Here is a 20,380-nt window from a genome sequence, read left to right on the forward strand (position 1 = left end):
CCGGTCACATCTCGGGCAGGGCCTGCTCGGTCCAGATGGTCTTGCCGAACGGGGTGTGGCGGGTGCCCCAGCCCTGGGTGAGCTGGGCGACCAGGAGCAGGCCGCGGCCGCCCTCGTCGAAGGTGCGGGCCCGCCGGAGGTGGGGGGCGGTGCTGCTGGTGTCGGAGACCTCGCAGATCAGGCTGGTGTCGTGGATCAGCCTCAGTTCGATCGGCGGCCGGCCGTAGCGGATGGCGTTGGTGACCAGCTCGCTGACGACGAGTTCGGTGACGAAGGCGTACTCGTCGAGGCCCCAGACGGCGAGCTGTTCGGAGGCGAGTTTGCGGGCGTGCGAGACGACGGCCGGGTCGGGCGGCACGTCCCAGGTGGCGACCTGGGACGTGTCGAGGGCGCGGGTGCGGGCGAGCAGCAGGGCGATGTCGTCCTCGGGGGCCTCGGGCAGCAGCAGGCGGAGGATCTCGTCGCAGGTGTCCTCGAGCGAGATGCCGCCGGCGGCGAGGGCGCGGGCGAGCCGTTCGATGCCGTGGTCGACGTCGTGGTCGACGGCCTCGACCAGGCCGTCGGTGAACAGCGCGAGGACGCTGCCCTCGGGGAGTTCCAGCTCGGTGGACTCGAAGGGCAGGCCGCCGAGGCCGAGCGGGGGCCCGGCGGGCAGTTCGGGGAAGTCGACCTGCCCGTCGGGGCCCACGACTGCGGGCCCGGGGTGTCCGGCGCGGGCGAGGGTGCAGCGGCGGGAGATCGGGTCGTAGACGGCGTAGAGGCAGGTGGCGCCGATGTCGCCGGCCTCGCGCCCGTCGGCGTCGGCGGTGCGCGGGTCGGCCTCCCGGTCGAGGCGCAGCACCAGGTCGTCGAGGTGGGTGAGGAGTTCGTCGGGCGGTACGTCGACGTCGGCGAGGGTGCGGACGGCGGTGCGCAGCCGGCCCATGGTGGCGGTGGCCTGGATGCCGTGGCCGACGACGTCGCCGACGACCAGGGCGACCCGGGCGCCGGAGAGCGGGATGACGTCGAGCCAGTCGCCGCCGACGCCGGCCTGCGGCCCGGCGGGCAGGTAGCGGTACGCGACCTCGACGGCGGCCTGGCGGGGCGCGCGGTGCGGCATCATGCTGCGCTGCAGGGCGAGCGCGGTGTTGCGTTCGAAGGTGTAGCGGCGGGCGTTGTCGATGCTGAGGGCGGCGCGGGCGGTGAGTTCCTCGGCGAGCAGCACGTCGTCGGCGTCGAAGTCCTCCTCGGTGCGGTGCCGCGCGAACAGGGTGATGCCGAGGGTGGTGCCGCGGGCGAGCAGCGGGGCGATGATCAGCGAGTGGGTGCCGGACTCGGCGATCCGCTGGGCGCGCACCGGGTCGACGGTGAGCCAGCGCTGGATGTCGGGGTCGTCGACGCGGTGCCGGGAGGGCCGGCCGGTGGCGAGGGCGCGGGTCATCGGGGAGTCGGCGGGCAGGTGGTCGGTCTGGCCGGGCTGGACGGCGGACTCGGGGCAGCCGATGAGGACGGACTGCTCGGCGGCTCGGCGGAAGACGGCGGGCCCGGTGGCGGGGCGGGTGCCCGGTTCGGTGCCGAGGAAGACGCTGTCGAGCAGGTCGACGCTGGTGAAGTCGGCGAAGTCCTCGGTGGCGACGTCGGCGAGTTCCTGGGCGGTACGGGTGACGTCGAGGGTGGTGCCGATGCGCAGTCCGGCGGCGTTGACGAGGGCCAGCCGGCGGCGGGCCCGGTACTCGTCGGTGGTGTCGAGGCCGCCGACGGCGACGCCCCGGACGCCTCCGTCGGGGCCCTTGAGCGGGTAGAGGACGGTCGTCCAGGCGTGTGCGCCGGCTTCGCCGGGGGTGCGGAAGAGGTGGTCGGCGCGGACGGTCTCGCCGCCGGAGAGCACCCGGCGCATCAGTGCGGCGAGGCGGGCGTGCGGCAGCCCGGACCAGCGGTCGGCGATCTCCGCCATGAGCAGGCCGACCGGTTCGTCGCCCTCGCCCAGCAGCCGGAGCACTTCGTCGTTGGCGCCGACCAGTCGGGTCTCGTGGTCGTAGATGCCGACGGCGATCGGCAGTTGGGTGAAGGCCCATTCGCGGAGCCGGCCGGGCCCGGCGCGCTCCTCGGCGGCGTCCGCCGGAGCGGTGGGGGTGTCTGCGGCGGGCGGTGGCGCGGGGGCGGCGGTGACCGTCCAGGCGGGGGTGCCGGCGGCGGTGTGCAGCGGGGTGGCGTGCACGAGGGCCTCGACCGTCCGGCCGTCGCGGTGGCGCAGGGCGAGCAGGCCGCGCCAGTCGGTGCCGCGGGCGAGTGCGCGGCGCGCGGTGGCGGGCGGTGGGTCGGCGAGGAGGTCGGCGGCGGGGCGGCCGATCGCCTGCTCGGGGCGGTGGCCGAGCAGGTCTCGGGCGCCGGGGCTCCAGGCGGTGAGCAGACCGTCCGGGCCGATGACGGCCGCAGCGGTCCCCGGCGGGGAGGAACCTTCGCTCTCCGCTGAGCCGCCTGTGTCGTCCATCGGTGCTCTTCTCGCCGTCGCCGGGGCCGCCGGCGCCCGTGCGGGGCCCGGGCCCGCGCGTGCACCCTCCAGCATGGCCCGCGGCCGGGGCGGGCTCAACCGTGCCCGGGCCCGGCGGGGCGCGGCGGCTACTCGTTGACCAGGACGGGGAGCGAGAGGACGGCGCCGGCCGGGGTGCCGGTGAGGTGGTCGGCGGCGACGGTGAGATCGATGCCCTCCCGGCCGGCGTGCGGGCCGTCGTGGCGGCCGGAGGACTCCTCCTCTTCCTGGTAGTGGAAGGTGCCGGTGCCGACGAGTGCGCCCCCGGTGTCGTAGAAGGCGGCGCGCAGTTCCAGCGCGAGGACGTCGCTGACGTCCGAGGTGACGGTGAGGTGGCCGGTGACGGCCTTGCCCTGGTCGAGCCGGAGGCCGGTGAGGCGGACCCGGTCGGTGAAGGGGCCGTCCTCGACGCGGACCTCGCCGGGGCCGGGCGGGGTGGCGAGGGCGGCCGCGGGGGCGGCGGCCTGCTTGGGCGCGGGCAGCGAGACCGCGGGCACCGGGGCCGGCTGCGGGTCGTCCGCGGGCCGTGCGGAGCAGCCGGCGAGCAGGCCGAGCGCGAGGGCGGCCAGGGCCGGGCGGGCGAGAGTGCCGAGGCGGCGGTTCATGGGGCTCCTGGATGTCGGTGGGGCCGGGAGGATCGGTCCTCCCGGCCCCGGTCCGGCGAGGGGTGGCGCGGCGGGTCAGTGCCGCGGTGCCTTCCGGAAGAGCGCGCCGTACATCTTTCCGTACAGCGAGGTGTTGTCCTGGCTGGCGGCGAAGCGGTCGCCGCCGGGGCCGTAGGCGAAGATCGGCACGTCGGCGCCGGTGTGGTTGCCCGACAGGTAGGTCAGCCAGAGGCTGGCGTCGGCGGTGCCGTCGGTGACGCCGGCCGGGTCGTCGGGGGTGCGGAAGGTCGCCGGGGCGAAGTTCTTCGGGTCGCCGGCGCCGGCGCCGTTGACGATGCCGCTGGAGCGGGCCGGGTCCTTGGCGCCGCTGGTGGGCCGGCTGGGGCGGCTGTTGTTGGCGGTGTTGCCGGCGTCCACGTTGGCCGGCGGGGCGGCCGCTTCGGCGTTGGTGTAGGAGCCCTTCTCGATGATGTTGAAGCCGGCGCACTCGTGGTCGGCGGTGACGATCACGAGGGTGTGGCCGTCGCGCTTGGCGAAGTCCACGGCGGCGGCGACCGCGTCGTCGAAGGCCTTGACCTCGCCGAGGGTCTGGGCGGCGTCGTTGGCGTGCGAGCGCTTGTCGATCTGCGCGCCCTCGATCTGCAGGAAGAAGCCCTTGCGGTTGTTCCTGGCGAGCAGCGAGACGGCCTTGTCGGTCATCTCGGCGAGGGTCGGCTCCTGGCGCTGCGGGGCGTCGGCGGGCAGCCCGGCCTTGGCCTGCTCGACCGTCAGGTTGCCGCGGTTGAACAGGCCGACGACCTTGCGGCCCTTGGCGGCGGCGAGGTCGGTCCTGGTGGCGACCTTCTGGCTGGCGGCGGTCTGCGCGGGCAGCCCGGGGTCGCCGAAGCTGCCGAGGACCTGGTAGCCCTGCGCCTGGAGGGCCTTCTGGTCGTCGGGCTCGAAGCGGGCGAGGCCGCCGCCGAGGACGACGTCGGCGGTGCCGTTGCGGGCGATCTGCTCGGCGATCGGGGTGATCAGGGTGTGGTCGGCGGGCGCCGGCTCGTACGTGCCGTCGGCCTTCTTGGGCAGGCAGGCGGCGTCGGAGTAGACCGGGCCCTGGCAGCCGCGCAGCAGGGCGTGGCTGAACTGGGCGGCCGGGGTGGCGTCGGTGATCTCCGCGGTGGAGACGTTGCCGGTGGCGAAGCCGGCCGCGTGGGCCTGCTCCATCAGGGTGGCGACCTTCTTCTCGTAGGCGTCGACGCCGATCGCCGCGTTGTAGGTCTTCACACCGGAGGACCAGGCGGTGGCGGAGCTGGCCGAGTCGGTGACCAGGGCGGGGCGGGTGCTGTCCTTCTCGACGGCGTGGGTCGCCACGGCGCCGGTGAAGGGCAGCTTCTCCATGTTCAGACGGCCGGCGGCGCCGTAGTAGCGCTCGCGGCCGGCGGTGACGTGCGTGCGGCCCATGCCGTCGCCCAGCAGGTAGATGACGTTGCGGATCTCCGCGTGCCGCTCGCTGTGCTCGGCCGGCTCGGAGTGTGCGGCGACCGCCGCACCGCCGACCAGGCTGCCCGAGAGTGCCAGCACGGTGGCGGCCTTCAAGGCCTTGCGCTGCATCAGGGTGTCTCCTCGACACATCGGCGCGCCCGGCAGGTCGGTGCCGCGGCGCGCACCCGGGGACCACCCCGGGCGGTGTGAAGATAGGAGCACGAAGTGAACCGAATACGCCGTGGACATGACGTACGGTCGAACACCTGACCCTGCGTCAACGGTAGGCGCCCCGAGGACGCCTCCCGGCCCGTGCGCTCGCCCTGCTCGGCGGCCCCGCCGCCCCGTCCGGCGCTCTCTCCCCGTGCGGTGTCCGGGGCGGCCGTCCGGGCACAACCCGTCCCCCATGCTGCCCCGGCCGGACCGCGGCCGCCCTCGGTGTTCGGCCGCCCGAGGGAGCGTCGTCACACGGACGGGCCCGGGCGGGTGCACCGGCCGGCGCGGCCACGAAGAGTGAGGAGGCAGCCCTCTGCTGCCGGAAGGGGAGTGCGATGAGCGCGATGGACGTCCCGGCCGACGAGGGCGGCCGGCCGGTCGCCGGGGCGTCGGCCGCAACGGTGGTGGCGGCCCCCGGATGACCTGGCTGACGCCGGCGCCCGCGACTAGCTCGACGACCTCGACACCGGCAAGACCGTCAACACCTGACCCGACCGGCCGTGCCGCCCGCCGCAGCGGCACGGCCGGCCCGCGCCCCCGGGAGCCCGCCATGTCCGATCCTGCCGACGACCTCGCCGGGCGGATCTCCGCCCTGATGCCCCGTGCCAAGGCCGATCTCGCCGAACTGGTCGCCATCCCCTCGGTGGCCGACCCGCGCCAGTACCCGCCGGAGCACTGCCGGCGGGCCGCGGAGTGGGTCGCGGCCGCCTTCACCGAGGCCGGCCTGCACGACGTCCACCTCGCCGAGACCCCCGACGGCAGCCACGCCGTGATCGGCCACCGCCCGCCCCCGCCCGGCGCCCCGACCGTGCTGCTGTACTGCCACTACGACGTGCAGCCGCCGCTGGACGACGCCGCCTGGGCCTCACCGCCGTTCCAGCTGACCGAGCGCGACGGCCGGCTGTACGGGCGCGGCGCCGCCGACTGCAAGGGCAACATCGTCATGCACCTCACCGCGCTGCGGGCGCTCGGCGAGGACGTCCCGGTCGGCATCAAGTTCGTCGCCGAGGGCTCGGAGGAGCAGGGCACCGGCGGACTGGAGGCGTACGTGCGGCAGCACACCGACGAGCTGCACGCCGACGCCCTGCTGATCTGCGACACCGGGAACGCGGCGGTCGACGTGCCCACCGCCACGACCAGCCTGCGCGGCCTCGCCAACGTGGTCGTCACCGTGCGGACCCTCGCCGGGGACCTGCACTCCGGGATGTTCGGCGGGCCCGCCCCCGACGCGCTGGCCGCGCTGATCCGCATCCTCGACTCGCTGCGCGACACCGACGGCGGCACCCGGATCAAGGACCTGGACGGCGACGGGATGTGGCCGGGCGTCGGCTACGACGAACAGCAGTTCCGTGCCGACGCGGGCGTGCTCGACGGGGTGGCGCTGACCGGCTCCGGCACCGTCGCCGACCGGCTGTGGGCCCGGCCCGCAGTCACCGTCCTCGGCATCGACTGCCCGCCGGTGGTCGGCTCGGCCGCCGCCGTCCCGGCCACCGCCCGGGCCCGGGTCAGCCTGCGGGTACCGCCCGGCACCGACCCGCAGGCGGCCCGCGACGCGCTCACCGCCCACCTGACCGGGGCCGCGCCGTGGGGCGCCCGGGTCGAGGTGGAGACCGAGAGCACCGGCTCGCCGTTCCGCGCCGCCACCGACGGCCGGGCGTACGCGGCGCTCGACCGCGCCATGCGGCGGGCCTACGGCACGCCGATCTCCTACCTCGGCCAGGGCGGCTCGATCCCGCTGTGCAACGTCCTCGCCGACACCTATCGCGAGGCGGAGATCATCCTGATGGGCGTCGAGGAGCCGCGCTGCCTCATCCACGCGCCGAACGAGAGCGTCGATCCGTCCGAGATCGAACACATGGCCCTTGTCGAGGCGTTGTTCCTGCGGTACTACGCAGACCGTTCCTGACCGCACCTTCGGAGAGGCCGCACCCATGCCCACGCCGTTCACCACCGAGGACTTCTCCCGCCGGATGGCCCTGGCGGTCGAGACCGCCGCCCTGGCCGGACTCTCCGGACTGGTCGTCACCCCCGGCCCCGACCTCGTCTACCTGACGGGCTACCGGCCGACCGCGACCACCGAGCGGCTGACCGCACTGCTGCTCACACCCGACCGCGAGCCCGTCCTGGTGGTGCCGCGGCTGGAGCGTCCGGACGCCGAGGCCGCCCCCGGCGCCGCCGCCGTCCGCTTCACCGACTGGACGGACGGCACCGACCCCTACCGCGAGGCCGTGGCGCCCGCCCTCGACCCGGCCGGGTGCTACGGCATCTCCGACTCCTCCTGGGCGCTGCACCTGCTCGCCCTCCAGGAGGCGCTGCCGGACAGCCGCTACACCTCCCTGACGCAGTCCCTGCCGATGCTGCGGGCGGTCAAGGACGCCGACGAGCTGGAGCGGCTCGCCGCCGCCGGCGGGGCCGCCGACGCCACCTACCGGCGGATCCTGGAGGTGCCGTTCGCGGGCCGCACCGAGAACGAGGTCGCCGCCGACCTCGCCTCGCTGCTGCTCGAGTACGGCCACAGCCAGGTCGACTTCACCGTGGTCGGCTCCGGCCCGAACGGCGCCAACCCGCACCACGAGGCCGGCGACCGGGTCATCAGCGAGGGCGACACGGTGGTCCTCGACTTCGGCGGCCTCAAGGACGGGTACGGCTCCGACACCACCCGGACGGTGCACGTCGGGGCCGAGGCGCCGGCCGAGGTCCGGGAGGTGCACGAGGTGGTGCGGCGGGCCCAGCAGGCGGCGTTCGAGGCCGTCCGGCCGGGCATGCAGTGCCAGGAGATCGACCGAGCCGCCCGGGCCGTCATCACCGAAGCCGGCTTCGGCGAGTACTTCATCCACCGCACCGGCCACGGCATCGGCCTCACCACGCACGAGCCGCCGTACATGGTCGAGGGCGAGAAGCAGGAGCTGGTGCCCGGCATGTGCTTCTCCATCGAGCCCGGGATCTACCTGCCCGGCCGGTTCGGCGTCCGGATCGAGGACATCGTCACCGTCACCCCGCACGGCGGGCGGCGGTTCAACAACACCCCGCACGAACTGGGCGCCGTCGCCTGACACCCCGCCACCGCCGCCCGTCCGCCCGTCCCCGGCCCGGACGGGCGGCCGCGTGCGGCGGGCCCGGGCAGCGGCCTAGGACTTCGGGTCCGGCTTCCAGTCCTCGGCAAGGAGACCGAGCAGCACCTCGTCCAGGAACTCGCCCAGCACCCAGGCCGACGAACGCAGCACGCCCTCGCGGACGAAGCCGTTGCGCTCGGCGGAGCCCAGCATCCCGGCGTTGTCCGACAGCGTCTCGATCTGCAGCCGCTGCAGGCCGCGCACGACGAATCCGTAGTGGCACAGCACCGCGACCACGTCGGTGCCGTAGCCCTTGCCGCGAGAGGACGGCAGCAGCCCCAGCCCGATGTGCGCGGACCGGTTGTGGTTGTCGATGCCCCACAGCACGGCGGTGCCGACCAGCGTGCCGCCCTCCAGTTCCACTACGGAGAACTGGACGCTGCCCTGCTCCTTGTCGTCGACCACGAGCCGCGGATCCTTCGAGCCGGGCGTGATCGGGCGCCACGGCCCGCCCTCGGCCCGCGAGGAGTTGACCACGTCGTCGTAGAGCTCGGCCCGCAGGACCGGGATGTCTTCCTCGTGTCGGGCCCTGAGCCCGATCTTGCTGCCCTTTAGCATGCACGTTTCCTATCCGACGGGACGGCCCGCGGCAAACCAATTGACGCATCGACTCGACGGGTTCCGGGTCTTCGAGGTGTCGATCGACGACCTCGGGGAGCGCGCGCTGCCGCGCTTCCCGGCCGTGCCGCGCGACGCCGACGCGGCGCCCGCACCGGCCGGGCCGGGGGTGTGGATGCGCCCGGCTCCGGCCCGCGTGATCCTGGGCAGTGTGGTGCCGACACGGCCGAGGAGGCGCGGTGCACGCGGAGGCTTCGGGCCGGGACGCCGCCGACGCCTCGATCGCCGCGCAGGCCTCGATCGACCGGGCGGCGGCCGCCCTGGCGACCGGTGGCGAGGAGCTGCTCCGGCACGTCCTGACCGACGCCCCGGTCGGCCTCGCCCTGCTCGGCCCCGACCTGCGCTGGCGGTGGGCCAACCCGGCGTTCTGCCGCACGGTCGCACTCGGCCCGGACCGGCTGCTCGGCCGGGCCGTCGCCGGCACCGCACTGGCCGCCGCCGCGCCCGCCCTGGACGCCGTGCTGTCCGACGGCCGGCCGCGCGAGCCGGCCGCCGGGCACCCCGCCGTGCCCCGGCTGCGGCTGCGCGCCCGCCGGCTGGTGATCGGCGGCCGGACCGCCGGACTGGTGGTGGCCGCCCTGGGCCCCGCGGAGGAGCCGCCGCCGGCGGCCGGGCCGGACCTGCCGCACGAGCTGGAGCAGGCCCGCACCCGGCTGGCCGTGCTGGACGCCGCCGCCGGCCGGGTCGGCACCACCCTGGACGTCGACACCACCTGCCTGGAGCTCGCCGACTTCGCCGTGCCGGCGATGGCCGACCTGGCGACCGTCGAGCTGCTGCCGCCGGAGGCGGTCGACCGCGGGGTGCCGGCCGGCACGCTGCGGCTGCACCGCGCCGCCCTGGTCTGCACCCCCGCGCTGCGGCCGCTCCTCGCCCCGCTCGCCCGGGCCGGGGAGACCGTCCGTCACCCGGAGGGCTCGGCGGTCGCCCGCAGCCTGCGCACCGGCGCGCCGGTCGCCGCCCCCGTCCGGGAGGGTGCCTGGCCCGGTGCCGCGGAGGAGGCCGGACCTGCCGCGTACCGGGCGGCCGGACTCGACTCCGTCCTGGTCGTCCCGCTCACCGCGCGGGGCCGCACGCTCGGGGTGCTGTCGCTGGCCCGCGCCGGGGAGTCCGCCCGGGACTTCACCGAGGACGACACCGTGCTCGTCGGCGACCTCGCCGGACGGACCGCGGTCGGCATCGACAACGCCCGCCGCTACACCCGCTCCCAGGGCATCGCGCTGCAGCTGCAGCGGGCCCTGCTCGCCGAGCCCGGCAACCCGCACCCCAATCTCGAACTCGCCTCCCGCTACCTGCCGTCGGGCACCAGCTCGGTGGTCGGCGGCGACTGGTACGAGACCGTCCGGCTGCCGTTCGGCCGCACCCTGCTGGTGATGGGCGACGTCATGGGGCACGGCGTGGAGGCCGCCGTCGACATGAGCACCTACCGCTCGATGCTGCGCGACGTGGCCGGGATGGACCTGCCGCCGCACCGCATCCTGCGCCAGCTCGACGCGCTGATCTCGGAGAACGAGTCCTCCCGCCCGGCGACCTGCCTGCTCGCCCTGGCCGACCCGGGCCGCAACCGGTGGACGTTCTCCAGCGCCGGCCACCTGCCGCCGGCGCTCGTCCTCGCGGACCGGCCGACCGACCTGGTCGCGGTGCCCACCGGGCCGCCGCTCGGCACCGGATTCGGCGGCTACGAGCAGCAGGCCCGCGAACTCCTGCCCGACCAGGTGCTGCTGCTCTACACCGACGGCCTGGTGGAGCGGCGCGGCGAGGACATCGACGCCTCGCTGGCCCGGCTCGCCGCGCTGCGGCTGCCCGCCGCGGGCGACCTGGACGACCTGCTCGACTCCGTCCTGCACGCGCTGACACCGGAGGCGGCGGAGGACGACATCGCGGTGCTCGCGGCCCGGGTGCGCAAGCGCTGAGAAGGAGGGTCGGGGCGGTCAGGGCACGTTCTGTTCCGCCCAGATGACCTTGCCGGTGTCGGTGTAGCGCGTCCCCCAGCGTTCGGCGATCTGTGCGACGAGGAACAGGCCCCGGCCGCCCTCGTCGGTGATGGACGCCTGCCGCAGCCGGGGCGAGGTGCTGCTCCCGTCGGAGACCTCGCAGATCAGCGACCGGTCGTAGAGCAGCCGTACCCGGATCGGCCCGGCGGCGTGCCGGATCGCGTTGGTGACGAGTTCGCTGAGCACGAGTTCGGTGCCGGGCTCCAGCAGCTCCAGGTTCCAGCGCTGCAGCTGGGCGGTGGCGAGGGCCCGGCTCTCGGCGACGGCCGCCGGGTCGGCGGCCACCTCCCACTCGGCGATCCGGTCTGCGGGCAGCGCTCTGGTCCGGGCGACCAGCAGGGCGACGTCGTCCTCCGGCCGGTGCGGCAGCATCGCCTCCAGTACCGCCCGGCACGTCTCCTCCGGGCTCCGGCCGGGGTGCGAGAGCGCCGCGCGCAGCAGGTCGAGCCCGATGTCGATGTCCCTGGTCCTGGCCTCCACCAGCCCGTCCGTGTACAGCACCAGTTGGGCGCCCTCGGGCACCTCCAGCTCGGCCGTGGTGAACGGCATCCCGCGCAGGCCGAGCGGCGGGCCGACCGGGGTGTCGGGGATCTCCACCGTGCCGTCCGGGTGGACGAGGACGGCCGGCAGGTGGCCGGCGCGGGCCAGCCTGCACCGCCGGGAGACCGGGTCGTAGACCGCGTACAGGCAGGTGGCGCCGATGATGGCGCCCTCCATGCCGCCGGCCGCCTCCTCCTGGTCGATCCTGCTGACCACGTCGTCGAGGTGGGTGAGCAGCTCGTCCGGGGCGAGGTCGAGCGCCGAGAAGTTGTGCACGGCGGTGCGCAGCCGGCCCATGGTGGCGGCGGCGTGCAGGCCGTGCCCGACGACGTCGCCGACGACCAGGGCGACCCGGGCTCCGGAGAGCGGGATGACGTCGAACCAGTCGCCGCCGACGCCCGCGTGCGCCGGCAGGTAGCGGTAGGCGGCGTCGACCGCGTCCTGCTCGGGCAGGCCGCGCGGCAGCAGGCTCTGCTGCAGGGTGACGGCCATCGGGTGACTGCCGGTGATGGCGGCGGTGATCTGCTCCTGGGTGGTGTACTTCGCCTCGAACACGCCGTTGTTCCGGCCGAGCCGCAGCACCGCGATCCGGTCGGCGACGGCCTGCACGTCGTCGAGGTTGTGGCTGATCACGATGACGGCGTGGCCGTGCTCGCGCAGCCGGCGGATCAGGTCCAGGGTCTGCGTGCTCTGCTCCAGGCCGAGGGCGGCGGTCGGCTCGTCGAGCATCACCAGTTTGGGGCGGCCGATCAGCGACCGGGCGATGGCGACCGCCTGGCGCTGGCCGCCGGAGAGCGCCAGCACCGGGATGCGCAGGCTCGGCAGCCGCACCGACAGCCGGGTCAGCAGGGCGCGCGAGCGCTTCTCCATCTCGATCTCGCGGAGCAGCCCGAAGCGGCGCAGCTCGCGACCGAGGTAGAGGTTGGCGACCACGTCGAGGCTCTCGCAGAGCGCGAGGTCCTGGTAGACGGTGGCGATGCCGAGGCGCTGGGCGTCACGGGGGCGACGCAGTTCGACCGGCCGGCCCTCCCACTCGATCACGCCGGTGTCCGGGGCGCTGACTCCGGCGATCGTCTTGATCAGGGTGGACTTGCCGGCGCCGTTGTCGCCGACCAGGGCGACCACCTCGCCCTGCGCGACCTCCAGGTCCACGTTGCTGAGGGCCTGCAGGGTGCCGTACCGCTTGGAGATCCCGCGCAGCGACAGCAGCGGCACGCGGGCCACCCGGCCACCTCCACTCGTCCCCGATCCGTCGGCTGGTGGCACGAGTCTGCCGCGTGGCCGGGCCGGGGTGTGTCACCAACGCGCGGCGGCGGCCAGAGTGGCCCCCACCGGAGTCGGGACGCGGCCCCGGGGGTGCGGCGGACGGGGCTACCGGCCGGGGGCCGGGCGGTGGCGCAGGTGGTCGGCGAGGACGGCCTCGGCGACGCGGCGGTGGCTGGTGGTGCGGTTCGGTTCGGCGCGCAGCTCCGCCGTCATCAGGAGGGACTTCCACAGCGCCCAGCCGCGGGCGCGGGCCCAGTCGGCGTCGGGTCGGCGGACGGCCCGGCGGAACGCCTCCCGGCTGTCGCCGGAGAACAGCGTCCAGGCGATGACCAGGTCGCAGGCCGGGTCGCCGACGCCGGAGGTGCCGAAGTCGATCACGGCGGTCAGCCGGCCGGCCTCGACCAGCAGGTTGCCCGCGGCGATGTCGCCGTGGAACCAGACCGGGTCGCCGTCCCACTCGGCGGCGAGGGCGGCCTCCCAGACCTCGGCGGCCAGGGCGGTGTCGATCTCGCCGTCGAGGGCGGCCAGGCAGCGGCGGGTCTCGGCGTCGTAGTGGGCGGGCGGGGCACCGCGGTACCAGCTGTGCGCACCCGCGGCGGGGCCGCCGGTCGGGTCGCACGCCTGCAGGGCGCGCAGGAAGTCGGCGACCTGGACGGCGAAGGCCGGCAGGTCGGGGATCGGCTCGCGGTCGGCCGTCCCGCCGGGCAGCCAGCCGCGGACCGACCAGGGGTACGGGTAGCCCTCCCCGGGCTCCCCCACGGCGAGGACCGGTGGCACGGCGACCGGCAGCGCGGGCGCGAGCCGGGGCAGCCACCGGTTCTCCTTGGCGACCGCGGGCGCGTAGCCGGCGGCGGTGGGCAGACGGACCGTCATCCCGGCGCCCAGGCGGTAGGTGCGGTTGTCCCAGCCGTCGACCTCCACGGGGGTCACCGGCAGGTCGCGCCAGTGCGGGAACTGGGCGGCGATCAGACGTGTCACCAGGGCGGCGTCGATGCCGGCCCGGCCGTCGGGCGGAGTGTCGGGCATCCCTCGATGGTCGGGCCGACGGCCTTGACGGGCAACGGAATTACCGACCGGGAGAAGACGGTCGCACAAGTGCCCGAACGGCCCCTACACTCCGTGGCGTGGAGAACCTGATGTGCACGCAGTGCAGCACCGTCGGGCTGGAGCCGGGTTTCGTCGAGGACAGCGGCGAGGGTTCCCGCGGCTACGCCCGGTGGATCGCGGGCGCCCTGGAGCGCGGCGTCTTCGGCGGGGCGAAGCGGCTGGGCAGGCAGCGGTGGCAGATCGACGCCTACCGGTGCCCGGCCTGCGGCCACCTGGAGCTCTTCGCGTCCAAGCCGGTGTGATGCGCGGCCGCACCGGTGTGCCGGTGTGAGGGGCCGCGGGCCGGCCGGGCTCAGACGCCCGCCGCTCCCGTCGCTCCCGCCGCGGCCTCCTGCTGGAGCCGGCAGGCCCGGTCGATGATGCCGGGGATGGCCGTGTACAGGGACTCGCCCGGGCAGAGCGTGCAGAAGGCGTCCCGGTGGCCGGAGACCGCGTTGAAGGTGTGCGTCGCCCCGACCGGGAAGCGGCTGCCGCTGTTGGTGGAGGTCAGCTCCGAGCGGCCGTCCGCGCGCACCCCGTGCAGGCCGAGCTTCCAGGCCGCCAGGCGCGCGATCGCGTCCAGGACGGGCTGCGGGACCTCCGTGCCCCTGTCGTACGTGCCGATCGCGGCGATGCCGACGGTGTCCCGGTTGAAGCCCATGGTGTGGGCGCCGACCACCGGGCGGTCGACGCCGCCGAGCCGGCCCTCCCAGATCCGGCCGAAGCGGTCGACCAGGAAGTTGTAGCCGATGTCGTCCCAGCCGCGGAACTCCAGGTGGTCGCGGCGGATCGCCCGCAGGATGTCGGGGACCTGCTCCGCGGCGTAGGAGTTCGAGTCGTCGGTGTGGTGGACGAGCACCGCCCGCACCGCCCGGTCGTACTGCACCTGCGGCACCGATCCCTCGGACTGCCAGGTCGAGCGCAGCACGATCGGCGGCGCCGCCGGGACGGGCAGGGCCGGGGCGGACGGTGGGAGCACGACGGCGGACGGGCCGTCGGCGGCGACCGAGCGGCGCGGGCGGGCCATGGCCGGCAGCGCGGTGACGGCCCCGGCGGCGACGGCCTGCAGGGCGCGGCGCAGTACCAGACGACGGTTGATGTCCATGCCAGGGAAGCTACGGTCCGCCCGTGCGCGCCGCATTTCGTCGCCCGCGTGTCCGGTCCGTCCGCCGTACCCCCTACGCCGACCGGGTCCGTCCGAACTCCTGACCGACCGTCGGGCTGACCCTCCGTCGCACCGGGCAGCCCGCCGGCAGGTCCGACGGTCACCCGGCGCAGCCGGGACCGGGACGGTTTCAGCAGGTCGGACGGCGTCCGGTGGGCGGGTCCGGCCCTCCGCCCGCCGCCCGGCGGGAACCGCACCCGCGGATCGGGGCGTCTCCAGTCGGTGATCACCTGCGCCGGCGGCGGCGGGGCGAGCGGCGTCCGGTGCGCGGGCGGGGAGGGCGAGGGTGGCGGATGGTCGGTGTTGTGACGGAGGTCGAGGCTCCTGCTGCGGCGCCCGCCGGGCCGGGCCGTCGGTGGCTGCGGGCGCTGCGGGCGCTCGTCCTGGCCGTGTGCGCGCTGCTGCTGGTGGCGCCGGCCGTGCTGGTGGCGGTGCGCCTCGGCGGGCTGGACGACGGCACGGTGATGGCCATGCCGGTCGCCGGTGTGCCCTACGTGGCGCTGCTGAGCGTGCTGCTGGTGTTCGTGACGGCGCTGCTGCGGGCCCGGCTGCTGGCCGTGGTGGCGCTCGGCCTGACGGCGGTGCAGCTGTTCTGGCTGGTGCCGCGGTTCGTCGGGGACGGCGGCCGGGTGCCGACGTCGGCGCCGCGGCTGCGGGTCGCCACCAGCAACGCCTACCTGGGGCAGGTGGATCCGGCGGCGCTGGTGCGGATGGTCCGCGAGCAGCGGGTCGACGTGCTCGCGGTGGAGGAGTCGAACCCGGGCCTGGCGGCCGCGCTGGAGCGGGCCGGGATGCCGGAGCTGATGCCGTACCGGGTGGTGGGCCGGTACTCCGACACCGCGCTGTACTCCCGGCTGCCGCTGTCCGCGACCCGGGTGGCGGACGCCGCGTTCTCGGCCGCGCCGACGTCGGCGGAGGTGACGGTGGAGGGCCGCACCGTGCGGATCGTCGCCGTGCACACCTACTACCCGCTGGGTGACGCCCAGAAGTGGGCCGACGGCTTCGACGCGCTCCGTGCGGACACCGCCGGGCGGGCCCGGAACTCCGTCCTGCTCGGCGACTTCAACGCCACCCTGGACCACACGCCGATGCGGCGGCTGCTCGGCACGGGGCTGACCGACAGCCATGCCGAGCTGGGGCGGGGCTTCGACGGCACCTGGCCGGCGGACCGTCCGGTGCTGCCGCCCGTGCTGCAGCTCGACCACGTGCTGCACGGCGAGGCGCTGGCCGCCGTCACCGTCGCCGAGCAGGCGCTGCCCGGCACCGACCACCGCGCGGTGGTCGCCGAGCTCGCCGTCACCGGCTGACGGCGGCTGCCCGTCCGAGCCGCGCCGTGCGTCTACGATCACTGGTGCACCCCCGCCGGGCCCGCTCGGGCCGGGGCGGCCGTCGAGGGCAGGGAGTCAGCGCGGTGGACGTGGGATTCGTCGGTCTGGGCACGATGGGGCGCGGGATGGTCCGTCAACTGCTCGCCGCGGGGCACCGGGTGACGGTGTGGAACCGGTCGCCGGAGCCGGTGAGGGAGCTCGCCGCGGACGGCGCCGTGGCCGCGGACGGCCCGGCCGGGGTCTGGCGGTGCGAGGCCGTGGTGTCGATGCTCGCGGACGACGCCGCCGTGGAGTCGGTGCTGCTGGACGAGGGCGTGCTGGCCTCGGCGACGGCCGGGGTGCACGTCAACATGGCCACCGTCTCCCCCGCGCTGGCCCACCGGGCGGCGGAGCTGCACGCCCGGCACGGGGTGGACTACGTGGCGGCCCCGGTGCTCGGACGCGGCGAGGTCGCCGCCGCGGGGAACCTGGCGATCCTGGCGGCCGGTCCGGCGGCCCGGCTCGACCAGGTGGCGCCGCTGTTCGAGGCGATGGGGCGGCGCACCTGGCGGCTCGGCGACCGGCCGGAGATCGCCAACACCGCCAAGATCTGCGCCAATTTCATGCTGGTCTCGGCGATCGAGGCGCTGTCCGAGGCGACCGCGCTGGGCGAGGCGAGCGGGCTGTCCGCCGCCGACCTGCTGGACGTGCTGACCGGCACCGTGTTCCCCGGCCCGGTGTACACGGGGTACGGCGCGATGATCGCCGAACGGCGGTACGAGCCGGCCGGTTTCCGGCTCGAACTGGGGCTCAAGGACATCGGCCTGGCACTGGACGGCGCGGCCGCCGCCCGGGTGCCCATGCCCTTCGCCGGAGTGCTCCGCGACGCGCTGCTGGAGGCGGTGGCGCACGGGCGCGGCGAACAGGACCTGGCCGCGCTGGGCGAGACCTCGCGCCGCCGCGCCGCGCTCGCCCCGGTGGACGACCTGGAGGTTCGGGAGGCCCGGGACAAGCGAACATGACATTTCGTCAAAAGCCTTGTGGCACGGCCGCACCGCCCCTAGGTTGTGCGGCGGGTTAAACGTACTTACACCGTCGCTTGACTTCGCCGCCCCGGGAGACCCCTGTTGCGCAGCCGCCTGTGGACCACCCTCGCGGCAGGCCTCGTGTCCGCCTGCCTGCTCCCCTCCCCCGCGTTCGCCGCGGCCGTCCCCACCCGCGCCGCGGCCCCGGCCGCCGCGAGCGCCGCCCAGGACACCGACCTGAAGGACCGGCTGGCGGCGATCCCGGGGATGGCCGTCGTCCAGGAGAAGCCCGTCGCCGGGTACCGCTTCTTCGTCCTGACGTACACCCAGCCGATCGACCACGACCGCCCGTGGCGCGGCCGCTTCCAGCAGCGGCTCACCGTGCTGCACCGCGGCTTCGACCGGCCGACCGTCTTCTCCGCGAGCGGGTACGGGCTGCCCGCCGACCCGGGCCCGTCCCGGTCCGAGCCCACCCGGCTGCTCGACGCCAACCAGGTCTCCCTGGAGTACCGGTTCTTCCACGGCTCGGAGCCCGCCACCGGCGGCGACTGGTCGACCCTGAACGTCCGCCAGGCCACCGCCGACCAGCACGCGGTCTTCACCGCCCTCAAGTCGCTCTACACCGGCCGCTGGATCGCCACCGGCGGAAGCAAGGGCGGCATGAACGCCGCCCACTACGAGCGGTTCCACCCCGGCGACATGGACGGCACCGTCGCCTACGTCGCGCCGGACGACGCAGCCCGCTCCGGCGACCGCGCCTACGCGGACGTGATCCGCGGCAACGGCACCCCCGCCTGCCGGGCCGCCCTCGCCGACGCCCAGGCCGAGGCGCTGCGCCGCCGCACCGCGCTGGCCGCCCGCTACGAGCAGTACGCCAAGGACAACGGCTACACCTTCTCGGCCGAGTACATGGGCAGCGCCGACAAGGCCCTGGAGGCGCTGGTCGTCGACACGCCGTGGGCGTTCTGGCAGTACGGCACCGAGGCCGACTGCGCGGGCGTACCCGGCAAGGACGCCACCGACCAGCAGCTGTGGGACTGGCTGGACGGCGTGGAGGGCTTCTCCTTCTACACCGACCAGACGCTCTCGTACTACGCCCCGTACTACTACCAGGCGGCCACCGAGCTGGGCGCCCCCGAGGTGGCGTACCCGGAGCTCAAGGGGCTGCTGAAGTACCGGCTCTCGGTGTGGGACTACATCCCCGACAAGGTCGCCGAGCGGCGCTTCGACCCCGGGCTCACCCGTGACGTCGACCGCTGGATCCACCGCAACGCCCGCAACACCCTCTTCGTCTACGGCGGCCGCGACCCGTGGAGCGCCGAGCGGTTCAGCGTCTCCGGCCGCACCCGCGACAGCCATGTGATGACGGTCGCCGAGGGCAACCACGGCGCCTCGATCGCCGCCCTCGACCCGGCCGACCGCGGCACGGCGACCGCCGCCCTGCTCCGCTGGGCCGGCCTCCCCCCGGCCGGCGGCCAGGGGCTGACGGCGGCGGCACCGACCCCGGCGCCCTTCGACCCCGCCCTCGACACCCCCGACCGCACCGAACGCCACCGGCTGCCCGGCCTGCCCGGCTGACCCCGGCAGCAGCGCTGCCCCCGCCCGGTCGACCGGGCGGGGGCAGCGGTGCGCACGGACCGTCAGGCGGTCTTCAGCTTCTGCTGGAACAGCGAGTAGTCGATGACCTCGTCGGCCGGCGGGGCCTGGACGGTGACCGGCTTGTCGAAGTCGCTGAAGTCCATCTGGCCGGGCTCCTTGCCGGCCGCCTCCATGCGGATCAGGTACGGCTTGCCCTCGGTGGCGATGTGGAGGGTGGTCTTCGCGCCGTCCTCCGGGTCGGTGCCGAGCAGGGTGAAGGTCTTCACGCCGTTGACGGTGCCGGCGGCGCCCTTGGTCAGCGGGCCCTCGTCGTTGTCCTGGGTGATGCCCTTGATCAGGTCGCACATGCTCGCGACCTCCTGGATCCTGCTGTCGCTCTGGCCGCCGGTGAGGTAGCGGCCCTTGAAGAGCTCCGCGGCCATGGCACCCGCCTTGGGGTTGCCCTTCTCGCTGCCGATCTTCTTCCAGAAGGCGGCGTCCGGCTTGATCCAGGTGCCGGTGCCGTTGTGCACCACCTCGACCTGGCCGTCGCCGACGGAGACGGTGCCCTTGCAGTTGCCCTGCTTGTCGGCGGCCAGGTGCAGGGTGATCTTCTGGCCCTCGGAGGTCAGGCTGCCGTCCACCTTCAGGGCGGTCAGCGCCGACATGGCGGCGTGCGCCTGCTTCGAGAGCTCCTCGGCGGTCAGCTTCTCGGTGTCGAGCGTCTGGACCGGGCTGGCGGAGGCCGGGGCCGGCGCCGGGGCCGCGGGGGCCTTGGCCGCGGGCTTGCCCTCACTGCCGCAGGCGGTGGCACCGGCGGCGAGGACCGCGCAGACGGCGGCGGTACGGACAAGGCGGGTGGAGAGCATGGATCTTCCTTGCGGGTGAAGTGGCAGGACGCCGCCCCGCCGAAGCGTCCGCGGCGGAGATCAAGTATGGGGTCAAACGATCACCCGTTCGAACGTAGGGGCCGCGCGTTACCTCCTTGTGGCGTGATCGATACCGTCCGCGACGTCGACGCGCCGCCGATCGGCCCGGGGCCGTCAGCGCGGGCCGCGGCGGCGCGGGGTGGGCCGGCGGTGGAGCGCCTCGCCGGTGAGCGCGCCCGCGTACACGCAGTAGCCGACCCCGATCAGCCAGGACTGCACCACCAGCACCGTGCCGATCGCCCCGTACGACACCGCGTTGGAGACGATCATCGGGGCGAAGGCGAACCGGGAGAACACCCGCAGCCCGACCAGCGCGACGACCGTCGTACAGGCCCCCGGGAGCAGCACGCGCCAGGGCACCCGGGCGCCCAGCAGCAGCCGCTGCAGCCACCAGAAGAAGAGCACCCCGCCGAGCAGGGTGGCCGCGACCCGCAGCGCCGGCTGGACGCCGGTGCCGTGCCACGGCACGCCGCTCCACGCCGCCACCAGGACGAAGCCGATCAGCCCGACCAGGCCCAGCACCTGGCGCCACACCGCGTGCCAGGCTCCCGGCGGCACCTGCCAGATCCGCTCGTAGGCGTTCTGCACCGCCGCCATCAGCGAGACGCCGAAGACCGCGAGGGCGGCGAGGCTGAGGCCCGTCGTGGTCGAGACGACCTCGCCGCGGGGGGCGAACAGCTCGTCCACCGCGACGGCGGAGCGGCCGGACAGCCCGAGGCCGTCGATCATCCAGTCGGCGATCCCGCTGCCGTTGGTCGGCGAGGCCGCCGCGATGACCACCAGCAGCGGCACCACGGTGACGAAGCAGAGCGCGGCGAAGGCCATCGAGCGGTGCAGCAGTTCGATCTCGCGGGCCCGCCGCCACACCTCCCGGGCGACCTCCGCCAGCCGTGCCCGCAGGCCGCCGGGCTCTGGTCGGCCCGAGCCCGGCAGCAGGTGCCGGCCGCCGGTCATCGGGCTCCTCCCCT

The 20,380-nt window shown here is 75.1% G+C and carries 15 protein-coding genes and 2 pseudogenes; 7 read left to right on the plus strand and 10 right to left on the minus strand.

Translation table 11 applies throughout. From position 1 onward, the window contains the following. Positions 1-4: 4 nt before the first annotated feature. The 3 genes from AB0P35_RS23405 to AB0P35_RS23415 form a co-directional block, all read right to left on the minus strand. Entirely contained in the window at positions 5-2,470 is a 2,466-nt protein-coding gene (locus AB0P35_RS23405; protein ID WP_363513716.1) for a SpoIIE family protein phosphatase, read from the minus strand. Positions 2,471-2,598: 128 nt separating this feature from the next. Further along, the gene (locus AB0P35_RS23410) at positions 2,599-3,114 is read right to left on the minus strand and encodes a hypothetical protein (protein WP_363513719.1); all 516 of its coding nucleotides are present in this window, start codon (positions 3,112-3,114) and stop codon (positions 2,599-2,601) included. A gap of 75 nt (positions 3,115-3,189) precedes the next feature. Next, positions 3,190-4,707 carry an alkaline phosphatase gene (locus tag AB0P35_RS23415; RefSeq protein ID WP_363513722.1) on the minus strand — a complete coding sequence of 506 codons (1,518 nt, stop codon included), beginning with the start codon at positions 4,705-4,707 and terminating at the stop codon, positions 3,190-3,192. 637 nt (positions 4,708-5,344) lie between these two features. On the opposite strand from AB0P35_RS23415, the gene AB0P35_RS23420 reads away from it, so the two are divergent. After that, positions 5,345-6,700, plus strand: coding sequence for a dipeptidase (locus tag AB0P35_RS23420; RefSeq protein ID WP_363513725.1), 1,356 nt, complete (start codon positions 5,345-5,347; stop codon positions 6,698-6,700). 25 nt (positions 6,701-6,725) lie between these two features. After that, positions 6,726-7,847, plus strand: coding sequence for an aminopeptidase P family protein (locus AB0P35_RS23425; RefSeq protein ID WP_363513728.1), 1,122 nt, complete (start codon positions 6,726-6,728; stop codon positions 7,845-7,847). Positions 7,848-7,922: 75 nt separating this feature from the next. On the opposite strand, the gene AB0P35_RS23430 is transcribed toward AB0P35_RS23425, so the two are convergent. Next, positions 7,923-8,465: a GNAT family protein gene (locus AB0P35_RS23430; protein ID WP_095875929.1), complete on the minus strand. Its 543-nt coding sequence runs from the start codon at positions 8,463-8,465 to the stop codon at positions 7,923-7,925. A 239-nt stretch (positions 8,466-8,704) separates the two neighbouring features. Between AB0P35_RS23430 and AB0P35_RS23435 the strand changes: the two genes are divergently transcribed. Beyond that, positions 8,705-10,435 (plus strand): SpoIIE family protein phosphatase, encoded by a 1,731-nt coding sequence (locus tag AB0P35_RS23435; protein WP_363513731.1) that lies wholly within the window; start codon positions 8,705-8,707, stop codon positions 10,433-10,435. 18 nt (positions 10,436-10,453) lie between these two features. Here the strand turns inward: AB0P35_RS23435 and AB0P35_RS23440 are convergent. The 3 genes and pseudogenes from AB0P35_RS23440 to AB0P35_RS23450 all read right to left on the minus strand — a co-directional run. Continuing rightward, positions 10,454-11,548, minus strand: a pseudogene (locus AB0P35_RS23440) (ATP-binding SpoIIE family protein phosphatase); the annotation flags it as partial. A gap of 228 nt (positions 11,549-11,776) precedes the next feature. After that, positions 11,777-12,322 (minus strand): annotated as a pseudogene (locus AB0P35_RS23445) (ATP-binding cassette domain-containing protein); the annotation flags it as partial. A 105-nt stretch (positions 12,323-12,427) separates the two neighbouring features. Beyond that, positions 12,428-13,348: an aminoglycoside phosphotransferase family protein gene (locus AB0P35_RS23450; RefSeq protein ID WP_363513734.1), complete on the minus strand. Its 921-nt coding sequence runs from the start codon at positions 13,346-13,348 to the stop codon at positions 12,428-12,430. Positions 13,349-13,446: 98 nt separating this feature from the next. Between AB0P35_RS23450 and AB0P35_RS23455 the strand changes: the two genes are divergently transcribed. Continuing rightward, positions 13,447-13,671 carry a hypothetical protein gene (locus tag AB0P35_RS23455; RefSeq protein WP_363513737.1) on the plus strand — a complete coding sequence of 75 codons (225 nt, stop codon included), beginning with the start codon at positions 13,447-13,449 and terminating at the stop codon, positions 13,669-13,671. 50 nt (positions 13,672-13,721) lie between these two features. Here AB0P35_RS23455 and AB0P35_RS23460 read toward each other — a convergent pair whose 3' ends face one another. Further along, the gene (locus AB0P35_RS23460; RefSeq protein ID WP_363513740.1) at positions 13,722-14,513 is read right to left on the minus strand and encodes a peptidoglycan recognition protein; all 792 of its coding nucleotides are present in this window, start codon (positions 14,511-14,513) and stop codon (positions 13,722-13,724) included. Between the two features lie 365 nt (positions 14,514-14,878). Here AB0P35_RS23460 and AB0P35_RS23465 point away from each other — a divergent pair, with 365 nt between their 5' ends. The 3 genes from AB0P35_RS23465 to AB0P35_RS23475 all read left to right on the plus strand — a co-directional run bounded on the left by AB0P35_RS23465 (position 14,879) and on the right by AB0P35_RS23475 (position 18,483). Further along, entirely contained in the window at positions 14,879-15,880 is a 1,002-nt protein-coding gene (locus tag AB0P35_RS23465; RefSeq protein ID WP_363513742.1) for an endonuclease/exonuclease/phosphatase family protein, read from the plus strand. Between the two features lie 104 nt (positions 15,881-15,984). Continuing rightward, positions 15,985-16,902, plus strand: a complete 918-nt coding sequence (locus tag AB0P35_RS23470; protein ID WP_363513745.1) for an NAD(P)-dependent oxidoreductase — start codon at positions 15,985-15,987, stop codon at positions 16,900-16,902. 105 nt (positions 16,903-17,007) lie between these two features. Then, positions 17,008-18,483, plus strand: a complete 1,476-nt coding sequence (locus AB0P35_RS23475; RefSeq protein WP_363513748.1) for a S28 family serine protease — start codon at positions 17,008-17,010, stop codon at positions 18,481-18,483. Between the two features lie 62 nt (positions 18,484-18,545). On the opposite strand, the gene AB0P35_RS23480 is transcribed toward AB0P35_RS23475, so the two are convergent. Together AB0P35_RS23480 and AB0P35_RS23485 are read right to left on the minus strand one after the other, a co-directional pair. After that, on the minus strand, positions 18,546-19,352 hold the full coding sequence (locus AB0P35_RS23480; protein ID WP_363513751.1) for a hypothetical protein: 807 nt from the start codon (positions 19,350-19,352) through the stop codon (positions 18,546-18,548). Positions 19,353-19,526: 174 nt separating this feature from the next. Then, positions 19,527-20,366 (minus strand): YhjD/YihY/BrkB family envelope integrity protein, encoded by an 840-nt coding sequence (locus tag AB0P35_RS23485; RefSeq protein WP_363513754.1) that lies wholly within the window; start codon positions 20,364-20,366, stop codon positions 19,527-19,529. Positions 20,367-20,380: the final 14 nt, after the last annotated feature.

The sequence above is a fragment of the Kitasatospora sp. NPDC085879 genome (genome assembly GCF_040686255.1).
Classification (GTDB): Bacteria; Actinomycetota; Actinomycetes; order Streptomycetales; family Streptomycetaceae; genus Kitasatospora.

Bases quoted from the DNA above. Each gene is read 5' to 3' on its own strand.
- AB0P35_RS23405 (WP_363513716.1), bottom strand. From the start codon at position 2,470: ATGGACGACACAGGCGGCTCAGCGGAGAGCGAAGGTTCCTCCCCGCCG.
- AB0P35_RS23410 (WP_363513719.1), bottom strand. From the start codon at position 3,114: ATGAACCGCCGCCTCGGCACTCTCGCCCGCCCGGCCCTGGCCGCCCTC.
- AB0P35_RS23415 (WP_363513722.1), bottom strand. From the start codon at position 4,707: ATGCAGCGCAAGGCCTTGAAGGCCGCCACCGTGCTGGCACTCTCGGGC.
- AB0P35_RS23420 (WP_363513725.1), top strand. From the start codon at position 5,345: ATGTCCGATCCTGCCGACGACCTCGCCGGGCGGATCTCCGCCCTGATG.
- AB0P35_RS23425 (WP_363513728.1), top strand. From the start codon at position 6,726: ATGCCCACGCCGTTCACCACCGAGGACTTCTCCCGCCGGATGGCCCTG.
- AB0P35_RS23430 (WP_095875929.1), bottom strand. From the start codon at position 8,465: ATGCTAAAGGGCAGCAAGATCGGGCTCAGGGCCCGACACGAGGAAGAC.
- AB0P35_RS23450 (WP_363513734.1), bottom strand. From the start codon at position 13,348: ATGCCCGACACTCCGCCCGACGGCCGGGCCGGCATCGACGCCGCCCTG.
- AB0P35_RS23460 (WP_363513740.1), bottom strand. From the start codon at position 14,513: ATGGACATCAACCGTCGTCTGGTACTGCGCCGCGCCCTGCAGGCCGTC.
- AB0P35_RS23480 (WP_363513751.1), bottom strand. From the start codon at position 19,352: ATGCTCTCCACCCGCCTTGTCCGTACCGCCGCCGTCTGCGCGGTCCTC.
- AB0P35_RS23485 (WP_363513754.1), bottom strand. From the start codon at position 20,366: ATGACCGGCGGCCGGCACCTGCTGCCGGGCTCGGGCCGACCAGAGCCC.